An 8,749-nucleotide genomic window follows, 5' to 3' on the forward strand; every position below is an offset into this window, starting at 1 on the left:
GGGCGGGGGAGGCGGCGCTGCGGGCGCTCGCGAAGCTCGACCAGGTGATGCCGCCGCGGCTGCGTGGCGAGGTGCGGGCGGTGCACGACGCCACCGCGACCCTCGTCGGCCCCGGCGTCGAGATCGACGCGGAGCTGCTGATGACGCTCGCGCGGGCCTGCCGCGACGCCATGCGGGTCCGGTTCACCTACGCGAGCCGGGACGGCGAGGAGCGCGAGCGCACGGTCGAGCCGGTGCGGATGGTCGCCACCGGCCGCCGCTGGTACCTGATGGCCCACGACGTCGACCGCGACGACTGGCGCACCTTCCGGCTGGACCGGATGCGCGAGGTGGTGGCGACGACCTGGCGGTTCCGGCCAAGGGAGCACCCGGACCCGGTCGCCTACGTGCAGAAGTCCGTGACCGCGGCGCCCTACCGCCACGTCGTCCGGGTGCGGCTGCGTGCCCGGCCCGAGCAGGTGCTGGCGCTGGTGCCACCCCAGGTGGGACGCGTCGAGGATGACCGCGACGGGTGGTGCGTGCTGGTCACCGGCGGGGACGACCTCGACTGGATCGCCGTGCACGTGGCCCGGCTCGGTTTCGAGGCGGAGGTACTGGAGCCACCGGAGCTGCGGGAGGCCGCCGCCAGGCTGGCCCGCCGCGTCGCGTCGATGGCCGGGACCGGCCAGCGCTAGAGCTTCAGCTCGTGCACGTCGTCGAACCGCTTGCCGGTGGCCACGTGCACCGAACCGGTCTTGAGTCCGTACACCACCGACCACTGAGTGTGGCCCTGCTGCACCTCACTCAGCAGGTCCATCGCGGCGCGCCAGTCCATGCCGGGGGCGAGGCCGTCCGTCGCGGTGCGGTAGCGGTTGTCGGCGCGGCGGGTCGTCTCGTCCGTGCCCGACAGCGTGAAGTTCACGGCCGCCTGCGTGGGGAGGGCGATCACCTCGCCGTCCACCAACTCGATGGCGGCCGACTTGCCCGTCGCGTCGGCGACCAGGTAGTGCAGTGGCGGACCGCCGTCGAAGTCGATGTTGTGCTCCTGGAAGACCCGTAGCGCCTCCTCGACCGTCGCGGCCGTGTCCAGCACCAGACGGATGATCCGGACGCTGCCGACCGTCGGGCGATCCGGCCGCGAGCCCGGCTCCGCGTCGTCCACCGCGGCCAGCCCGATCGCGAGCCCCTTCTCGTTCATGCCGTCGAACGGCAGCAGCGGGGCGTCGGCGAGCTTGCCTGCTTCGGCGGCCGGGTCGGTGACACCCAGGTAGGACAGGTCGACCATCGACGCCGACGCGTAGCCATCGGCCGGGTCGGTGAACAGCAGCATCGCGGGCGCCGGGTCCCAGTCGAAGTTGCGGGCGAACAGCGGGTCGGCCGCGTCGTTGGTCGCGAACAGCGAGCAGCCGAACGGGGTGGCAGGCGTCGGCTGGGTGACGTTCTTCATCCGGTCGTAGTCGCCATCGAACCGCATCGTCCACAGCGGGTGGTCGTCGAGCTGGCGCAGTGAGCTGAGGTCCGGCGGTGGCCCCTCGGGCACCTCGGGGGTCGTGGGCGCCGCGCATCCCACAAGGCCCAGCAACAGCACCACCGCAAGCAGCCGCATCAGCGCAGTCTATGGCTTCACCGGCCGGGTGACGGCGGGCGACTGCTGAGCCGGACCCCCGGCCCGCGCGTACTCTCTCGTACACGCAGGCCAGGGGATCTGGGGGTTATTCGATGGGCAATCTCGGTGTTCCCGAGCTGCTGATCATCGTCGCGATCGTGGCGCTCGCCGTCGGGATCACGTTCGCCGTGCGCGCGAGCCGGAAGAAGCGGGCCCAGTACCCGCCCCACTTCCCGCCGCCGTATCCGCAGCAGCAGTACCCGCAGCAGGGTTACCCGCAGCAGCAGTACCCGCCGCAGGGACCGCCTCCGCAGGGCCCCCACCCGCCTCGGCAGGGGCCCTGGCAGTGAGCCGGGTCAGCTGACCGCCGCGACGGCCTTGTCAACGGCCTGTGCCGTCGACACCGAGCTGTTGCCGAACTGGCGGACGGCCGTGTAGTACACGTCCGCGGTCCGGTTGCAGGCCCAGTTGCCGTTGCAGATCTCGTACAGGTCCTCCTTGAAGTTGTTGTCGACCGTCAGTCGCGTCGACTCGTTGAACCGGCTCTGCCGCTTGTAGTTGCGGTACCCGAAGTCGTGGCGGTAGCAGGCCTTGATGAAGTCGAACCCGAACGGGTTGTCCGGCGAGTTGGAGCAGCCGTCGGAGCCCCAGTCGAGCTGGTCGGCGTATGGCTGCTGCGACCGCACGGTCTGGAAGCCGTTGAGGCTCGTGGTGTAGAGGTACTGGTCGGTCACCTGGCGCAGTTGCGCCGGGTCGAGCGCGGCGGACGCGGTGGCGCTGCCAGCGAGCACGGTGCCCGCGACGACGACGGTGGTGACGGTTGCCCGGGCGGCACGGCGCAGGGTTGACGTGGCCACGGATGATCTCCCTCGCATTGCTGTGGAACAGGGTCTGATCAATTACGCCCGTTCCCGCGTGGCCGGGGGAACCCCTATTGGTCTAAACATCGGTATCGATCGGAGAACGCCTACAGCTCGAGCAGCATCCGCGAGTTGCCGAGGGTGTTCGGCTTGACGTAGGGCAGGTCGAGGAACTCGGCGACACCCTCGTCGGCGGAGCGGCGCATCTGCTCGTACACCTCGGCGCTCACCGGGGTGCCGTCGATCTCGACGAAGCCGAACCGCGCGAAGAACTTGATCTCGAAGGTAAGCACGAACACCCGCTGCAGGCCCAGGTCCCGCGCCACCGCGAGCAGTTGCTCGACCAGCAGCCCGCCGATGCCGAGCCGTGCCGTGTCCGCCAGCACCGCGATCGACCGGATCTCGGCGATGTCCTCCCAGAGGACGTGCAGCCCGCCGCAGCCGACCAGTTCGCCGTCCACTTCGGCCACCCAGAACTCCTGCACGTCCTCGTACAGGGTGACCAGTTCCTTCGCCAGCAGCACCTTGCCCGAGTACGCGTCGATGATCGACTTGATCCCTCGCACGTCGCTGACCCGTGCCCTGCGCACCGCCACAGACTGCTCACTCACAAGCACCCAACCTGCCACGTGAGACCCATCAGGGAGACATCGGGCCCTGGTGGCGCGGCTGCCGGTTACCCTGAACCACGTGTCAACACCACCACCGTCACGCCGTGCCGCCCTGCTCACCCTCGGGTGCGCTCGCAACGAGGTCGACTCCGAGGAACTGGCGGGCCGTCTCGCGGCGGGCGGCTGGGAGGTCAGCGACGACGGTGAGGGCGCCGACGTGGTCGTGGTGAACACCTGCGGCTTCGTCGAGTCGGCCAAGAAGGACTCGGTCGACGTGCTGCTGGACGCCGCCGGGACCGGCGCGAAGGTGGTCGCCGTCGGCTGCATGGCGGAGCGGTACGGCACAGAGCTGGCCGAGAGCCTGCCGGAGGCCGCCGCGGTGCTCGGCTTCGACCACTACCCGAACCTGGGGGAGCGGCTCGACGACGTGGTCGCGGGCCGCGCGATCGCGTCGCACCAGCCCGTGGACCGGCGCACGCTGCTGCCGATCACCCCGATCGAGCGCAAGCCCGCCGACCTGTCCGTGCCGGGGCACGGCTGGGGTCCGCGCGTGCTGCGCAAGCGGCTCGACGACGCCCCGTTCGCGTCCCTGAAGATCGCGTCCGGTTGCGACCGGCGCTGCTCGTTCTGCGCGATCCCGTCCTTCCGCGGCGCGTTCGTGTCCCGCACGCCCGACGAGATCGTCGCCGAGGGCGCGTGGCTCGCCGAGCAGGGTGTGCGCGAGCTGTTCCTCGTCAGCGAGAACTCCACCTCCTACGGCAAAGACCTCGGCCGCGAGCACGGCGGCCCGGACGCACTCGCCCTGCTGCTGCCGCGCCTCGCCGCGCTGCCCGGCGTCGAGCGCGTGCGCGTGTCCTACCTGCAGCCCGCGGAGACCCGTCCCAAGCTGCTGGCAGCCATCGCGGGCACCGACGGCGTCGCCGACTACTTCGACATGTCCTTCCAGCACGCCAGCTCGACCGTGCTGCGCAGGATGCGCCGCTTCGGCGGCACCGAGTCGTTCCTCGCGCTGGTCGACCAGATCCGCGCCCTCGCCCCCGACGCGGGCATCCGCAGCAACGTGATCGTCGGCTTCCCCGGCGAGACCGAGGAGGAGCTGGCCGAGCTGGAGCACTTCCTCACCGAGGCGCGGATGGACGTGGTCGGGGTGTTCGGCTACTCCGACGAGGACGGCACCGAGGCCGAGCGCCTCGGCGGCAAGCTGGACCCCGAGGAGGTCACCGCGCGGGTCGCGCGCGTCTCCGAGCTGGTGGAGCAGCTGACCGCGCAGCGCGCGGAGGACCGCATCGGGGACGAGGTGGCTGTGCTGGTCGAGCGCGACGACGAGGACGGCGTCGCGGGCCGCGCCGCGCACCAGGGGCCCGAGGTGGACGGCGAGTGCCTCCTGCTGGACGCCGACGAGGCGTCGGTGGGTGACTTCGTGGTCGGCAAGGTGGTCGAGTCGGAAGGCGTCGATCTGGTGGTGCGTCCGTTAGAGGTTCTCCGATGAGTGCCACTCCCGCCGACGGCACGCCGCCGGCAGGAGCCGCGGGCGAGGCGCTCGGACCGGCCGTCGCGCAGGTACCACTCGTCAACATCGCGAACATCCTCACCGTCACCAGGCTGGTGCTGGTGCCGGTGTTCCTGCTGGCCCTCTTCGCCGACGGCGGTGTGTCGGAAGGGTGGCGGATGGTGGCGTTCCTCGTGTTCGCCGTCGGCTCCATCACCGACTTCATCGACGGCCACCTGGCCCGCAAGTACGGCCTCGTCACCGACTTCGGCAAGGTCGTCGACCCCATCGCGGACAAGGCGCTCACCGGCGCCGCGCTCATCGGCCTCTCGGCGCTTGGCGAACTGCCGTGGTGGGTGACACTGACGATCGCGGGCCGGGAGATCCTGGTGACGCTGCTGCGGTTCTGGGTGATCCGCTACGGCGTGATCGCGGCGAGCTACGGCGGCAAGGTCAAGACGTTCGCACAGATCATCGCCATCGGGCTGTACCTGCTGCCGCTGCCCGCCGCCCTCGACCCGCTGCTGTGGGCGGGCATGGGCATCGCGCTCGCGCTCACCGTGGTCACCGGCGTCGACTACGTGGTGCGCGCGCTGCGCCTGCGGGCCACGCGTGCCTAGCGGCAACCCATGGGAAGCGGCCCCCAGACCCCCGCGCAATCCCCTCGCCGAGCACGTCGGCGTCGACGCGGTGGCACTGGCGGACCTGATCGGCGCGCTGAAGCGCAGGCACGAGACGGTGGCGACCGCCGAGTCGCTGACCGGCGGGCTGGTCGCCGCGGTGCTGACGAGCGTGCCCGGTTCGTCGGCCGTGGTCAGGGGCGGGCTGGTGGTGTACGCGACGTCGCTCAAGCACGACCTGGCTGGCGTGGACGGCGAACTGCTCGCCGAACAGGGCGCGGTGCACCAGGACGTGGCAGCCCAGCTGGCGGACGGCGCGCGGGTCGCGTGCGGCGCGACCTGGGGTGTCGGGCTCACCGGCGTGGCCGGACCGGACCCACAGGATGGGATCGAGCCCGGTGTGGTGCATATCGGCGTGTCGGGTCCCGACGCCGCCGAGGTACGCACGATCGAGATCGACGGCAACCGTCACCAGGTCCGTGCCGCCGCCGTTGTCGCGGCATTGGACCTGCTCAGGAGCCTTGCGGACCAGCGGAACTAGTGCTGGGCTCCAGTCCATCCGCCATACTTGAGGGAACACCCGGGTGGGTTCACTCGTTCGCCCTTGGCGTACGGACGGTGATGTCGCTGCCGATGATCACAAGGTCTCGGTAACGTGGTCACCATGCCGGACCCTCCCGGTCCGGCGGATCGATCTTGAAGGGAGGCGCGCGATGACCGTGCTGTTGCGCGAGGCGATCGGTGATCGGCTCAGGCACGCTCGCACCAACCAGCGACGCACGCTGCGTGAGGTCTCCCGAGCCGCCCGGGTGAGCCTTGGCTACCTGTCGGAGGTCGAACGCGGCCGCAAGGAGGCGTCGAGCGAGCTGCTCGCCGCCATCTGCGAGGCGTTGGACCTGCCGCTGTCGGTACTGCTGTCCAACGTGGCGATCGATGTCGGCGCGCTCGAGTCGGTCGAGCTGCCGGAGACCGCGGAGCGCGCCGAGCGTAGCGAGGTCGGTGCGGACAACTCCGGCCCCCGTGCGTCCGTCGGCGCGGTGGAAGGCGGCCGCCTGGTGCCTGCCGTGGTGGGGGACAACCTCGCGGACCTGCGGCTGCAGCCGGTGCTCAGCCACCGGATGGAGTCCACGCTGCGTAGGGCTGGGGCGATCTTCGCCGCGTGAGTTTCGTGTCGTGAAGGCGCGTTCGGGACGATGAGCGTCCTGAACGCGCCTTTTATCGTGTTTGGCTTAGGCTCGTGAACGTGGTCGCTCTGGCGTTCGTGCTCGTCATCATCGGTGTGCTCGCGGTGGCGATGGTGCCGTTGATGATCGCGAGCACCCGGCGCAGGCAGCGAGCCGTGGCGCCCGCGGTGGGTGGCAGGCAGCCGCTCCTGGGGAGCCCGGCGCAGGTGTGGGTGTCGCGGGGCGAGCGGGTGCTGCGGGAGCTGACCGCGTCCCTCGACGAGCAGCCAGGGTTCGTCACGCTCGCCGCCGACGCCGAGCAGGTGGTCATGGAGCTGTGGATCACCGCGGGCCAGGTCGCCGAGCTGGACCACGGCCTCGCCCGGATCCCGGTGCCGTCGCTCGAGGACGAGCGGGCGTCGCTGACCACCGCGATCACTGAGGCGAAGGGCACAATGGCCGAGGCCGACCTGGTGCGGTCCCACGACGCGGTGTCCGCGCGGCTCGCCGCCGCGGGCAGGCAGCGGGAGACCAGGGACGCGTTGCTCGCCAAGATGCGGGCGACGGTGATGGAGTTCGAGCGGGCGCGGGACGAGCTCGCCGAGCTGATCACGGGCACGACCAGTGCGTTGACGCCGAACTCCGACGCGGCGGCCGATCTCACGGGTAGGCTCGACGGCCTGCGGGAGGGTCTGATCGAGGTGCGGAGGGCGACCAACCCCGAGATCGGTCCGGCAGGTCAGGGCCATCCCTGATCAGTTCCTGATTTATACCGGGTTGAGTGGTGGGGAGCGCCGCGCACCTGACACGATGGAACCCACAGTGATGACGGGGCGTTGCCATACCGACCGGTGACGGTGGGCGCGGCAACCGGGGACAGAAGTTACGAACTGCGACCAGCGCGGAGTAAGGCAGGCGGAGGAGATGGCCAACCCGTTCGTGAAGGCTTGGAAGTACCTGATGGCGGCCTTCTCGTCGAAGATCGACGAGCACGCCGACCCCAAGGTACAGATCCAGCAGGCCATCGAGGAGGCCCAGCGGCAGCACCAGGCGCTCTCCCAGCAGGCCGCGGCCGTGATCGGCAACCAGCGTCAGCTGGAGATGAAGCTGAACCGGCAGCTCGGCAACGTCGAGAAGCTGCAGTCCTCCGCACGCCAGGCGCTCGTCCTCGCCGACGAGGCCCGCGGCAAGGGCGACGAGGCGAAGGCGACGCAGTACGAGCAGGCGGCGCAGTCGTTCGCGACGCAGCTCGTCACCGCCGAGCAGGACATCGAGGACCTGAAGACGCTGCACGACCAGGCGCTGCAGGCGGCGACGCAGGCCAAGACGGCCGTCGAGCGCAACGCCATGATGCTGCAGAACAAGCTGGCCGAGCGCACGAAGCTGCTGAGCCAGCTCGAGCAGGCGAAGATGCAGGAGCAGGTGTCCAAGTCGCTCAACCAGATGAGCGAGCTGGCCGCGCCCGGCAACACGCCGTCGCTCGAGGAGGTTCGCGACAAGATCGAGAAGCGGTACACCACCGCGCTCGGGTCCGCGGAGCTGGCGTCGAACTCGGTGCAGGGGCGCATGATGGAGGTCCAGGCCTCCACCACGGAGATGGCGGGCCAGTCGCGCCTGGAGCAGATCCGCGCGTCGATGGGCGGCGGTTCGGCCACGCCGCAGGTCACCAGCGGCAACTCGTCGTCGGCGGCGACGCAGAACATCCAGGCGGAGATCGCGCAGCGCGTGGCACAGGAGCAGAAGGCGAACCCGCAGGGCAACTGAGGCCCGGAGTTCGTGCTCGACTAGCAGGGGAGGCAGCTGATGGCGCCGCGTGGCCGGGACATCTACCAGCTGACCCAGATGGTCGGGAAGTACCTCAACAACAACCAGACGCGGACGTCGGTCGTCGCGCAGGTGCAGGAGGCACTGGCGCGACGACAGGACGAGACCATCCGCATCGAGCGGCAGCGCCGCAGGCTGGAACGCAAGCGCATGTGGGCGTCCCGGTGGGCGCTCACCTGGGCGATCATCTGCCTGTTCCTCGTCGTGTACGTGGCGATGGGCTTCACCGGCATGGTCGGCGACGGCCCGGACGCGGCGATGATCGCCGGTGGCGTTGCCGCGGTGGCCGCGACCGGCGCGTTGTCGATCCGTTCCACGCGCCGCATGGTGCTGCTGAAGCGGGCAGGTCAGGAGTTCGACCGGAAGCACAGGCCCTCGGTGGTGTCGCCCGCGCGCCCGCCGATGCCGCCCCGCGAGTCCGCCGCCCACGAGCCCATGCAGCGGCTGGGTGAGGCGGAGGACGCGCTGGACCAGCTGGTCCGCCAGCTCGCGGGCACCGAGGGCGCACCGGCGTCGGTGCCGCTCGAGTCGGTCGCGCACGCGGAGCGGACCGGCGCCGAGGCCGCGCAGGCGTTGCGGGCGGTCGCGGCCCAGCTC

Annotated in this window: 12 protein-coding genes; 9 read left to right on the forward strand and 3 right to left on the reverse strand. The window is 70.6% G+C overall.

Annotation, left to right across the window (positions count from 1 at the left end):
- Positions 1-674 (forward strand): helix-turn-helix transcriptional regulator (locus tag WBA97_RS21465; protein WP_424232672.1); only part of this gene is annotated, 674 nt, incomplete at its 5' end.
- Here WBA97_RS21465 and WBA97_RS21470 read toward each other — a convergent pair.
- A complete protein-coding gene (locus WBA97_RS21470; RefSeq protein WP_424232673.1) occupies positions 671-1,585 on the reverse strand; it encodes a carcinine hydrolase/isopenicillin-N N-acyltransferase family protein in 915 nt (304 codons plus the stop codon). The two genes, WBA97_RS21465 and WBA97_RS21470, sit on opposite strands and share 4 nt — an antisense overlap.
- 113 nt (positions 1,586-1,698) lie before the next feature.
- On the opposite strand from WBA97_RS21470, the gene WBA97_RS21475 reads away from it, so the two are divergent.
- Complete coding sequence (locus WBA97_RS21475) at positions 1,699-1,935, forward strand: hypothetical protein (RefSeq protein WP_424232674.1); 237 nt, start codon at positions 1,699-1,701, stop codon at positions 1,933-1,935.
- A 6-nt stretch (positions 1,936-1,941) separates the two neighbouring features.
- Here the strand turns inward: WBA97_RS21475 and WBA97_RS21480 are convergent, their stop codons facing one another.
- Positions 1,942-2,442 carry a phospholipase gene (locus WBA97_RS21480; protein WP_424232675.1) on the reverse strand — a complete coding sequence of 167 codons (501 nt, stop codon included), beginning with the start codon at positions 2,440-2,442 and terminating at the stop codon, positions 1,942-1,944.
- Positions 2,443-2,552: 110 nt separating this feature from the next.
- Positions 2,553-3,056: an amino-acid N-acetyltransferase gene (locus WBA97_RS21485; protein WP_424232676.1), complete on the reverse strand. Its 504-nt coding sequence runs from the start codon at positions 3,054-3,056 to the stop codon at positions 2,553-2,555.
- 79 nt (positions 3,057-3,135) lie between these two features.
- Between WBA97_RS21485 and rimO the strand changes: the two genes are divergently transcribed.
- The 7 genes from rimO to pspM form a co-directional block, all read left to right on the forward strand.
- Positions 3,136-4,545: a 30S ribosomal protein S12 methylthiotransferase RimO gene (rimO, locus tag WBA97_RS21490; RefSeq protein WP_424232677.1), complete on the forward strand. Its 1,410-nt coding sequence runs from the start codon at positions 3,136-3,138 to the stop codon at positions 4,543-4,545.
- Entirely contained in the window at positions 4,542-5,165 is a 624-nt protein-coding gene (pgsA, locus tag WBA97_RS21495; RefSeq protein ID WP_424232678.1) for a CDP-diacylglycerol--glycerol-3-phosphate 3-phosphatidyltransferase, read from the forward strand. The genes rimO and pgsA overlap by 4 nt, the downstream gene beginning before the upstream one ends.
- Before the next feature lie 70 nt (positions 5,166-5,235).
- Complete coding sequence (locus WBA97_RS21500) at positions 5,236-5,706, forward strand: CinA family protein (protein WP_424232683.1); 471 nt, start codon at positions 5,236-5,238, stop codon at positions 5,704-5,706.
- Positions 5,707-5,878: 172 nt separating this feature from the next.
- Positions 5,879-6,328, forward strand: coding sequence for a helix-turn-helix domain-containing protein (locus WBA97_RS21505; protein WP_424232679.1), 450 nt, complete (start codon positions 5,879-5,881; stop codon positions 6,326-6,328).
- Positions 6,329-6,402: 74 nt separating this feature from the next.
- Positions 6,403-7,083: a hypothetical protein gene (locus WBA97_RS21510; protein WP_424232680.1), complete on the forward strand. Its 681-nt coding sequence runs from the start codon at positions 6,403-6,405 to the stop codon at positions 7,081-7,083.
- A gap of 169 nt (positions 7,084-7,252) precedes the next feature.
- Entirely contained in the window at positions 7,253-8,092 is an 840-nt protein-coding gene (locus WBA97_RS21515; RefSeq protein ID WP_424232681.1) for a PspA/IM30 family protein, read from the forward strand.
- Between the two features lie 39 nt (positions 8,093-8,131).
- The coding region (gene pspM, locus WBA97_RS21520) for a phage shock envelope stress response protein PspM (protein ID WP_424232682.1) at positions 8,132-8,749 on the forward strand (618 nt) is incomplete at its 3' end.

The sequence above is a fragment of the Actinophytocola sp. genome (assembly GCF_049647105.1).
Classification (GTDB): domain Bacteria; phylum Actinomycetota; class Actinomycetes; order Mycobacteriales; family Pseudonocardiaceae; genus Actinophytocola.

What these genes read in the sequence shown, in the direction of transcription:
- WBA97_RS21470 (WP_424232673.1), bottom strand. Translation starts at nt 1,585, where the DNA reads ATGCGGCTGCTTGCGGTGGTGCTGTTGCTGGGCCTTGTGGGATGCGCG.
- WBA97_RS21475 (WP_424232674.1), top strand. Translation starts at nt 1,699, where the DNA reads ATGGGCAATCTCGGTGTTCCCGAGCTGCTGATCATCGTCGCGATCGTG.
- pgsA (WP_424232678.1), top strand. Translation starts at nt 4,542, where the DNA reads ATGAGTGCCACTCCCGCCGACGGCACGCCGCCGGCAGGAGCCGCGGGC.
- WBA97_RS21505 (WP_424232679.1), top strand. Translation starts at nt 5,879, where the DNA reads ATGACCGTGCTGTTGCGCGAGGCGATCGGTGATCGGCTCAGGCACGCT.
- WBA97_RS21515 (WP_424232681.1), top strand. Translation starts at nt 7,253, where the DNA reads ATGGCCAACCCGTTCGTGAAGGCTTGGAAGTACCTGATGGCGGCCTTC.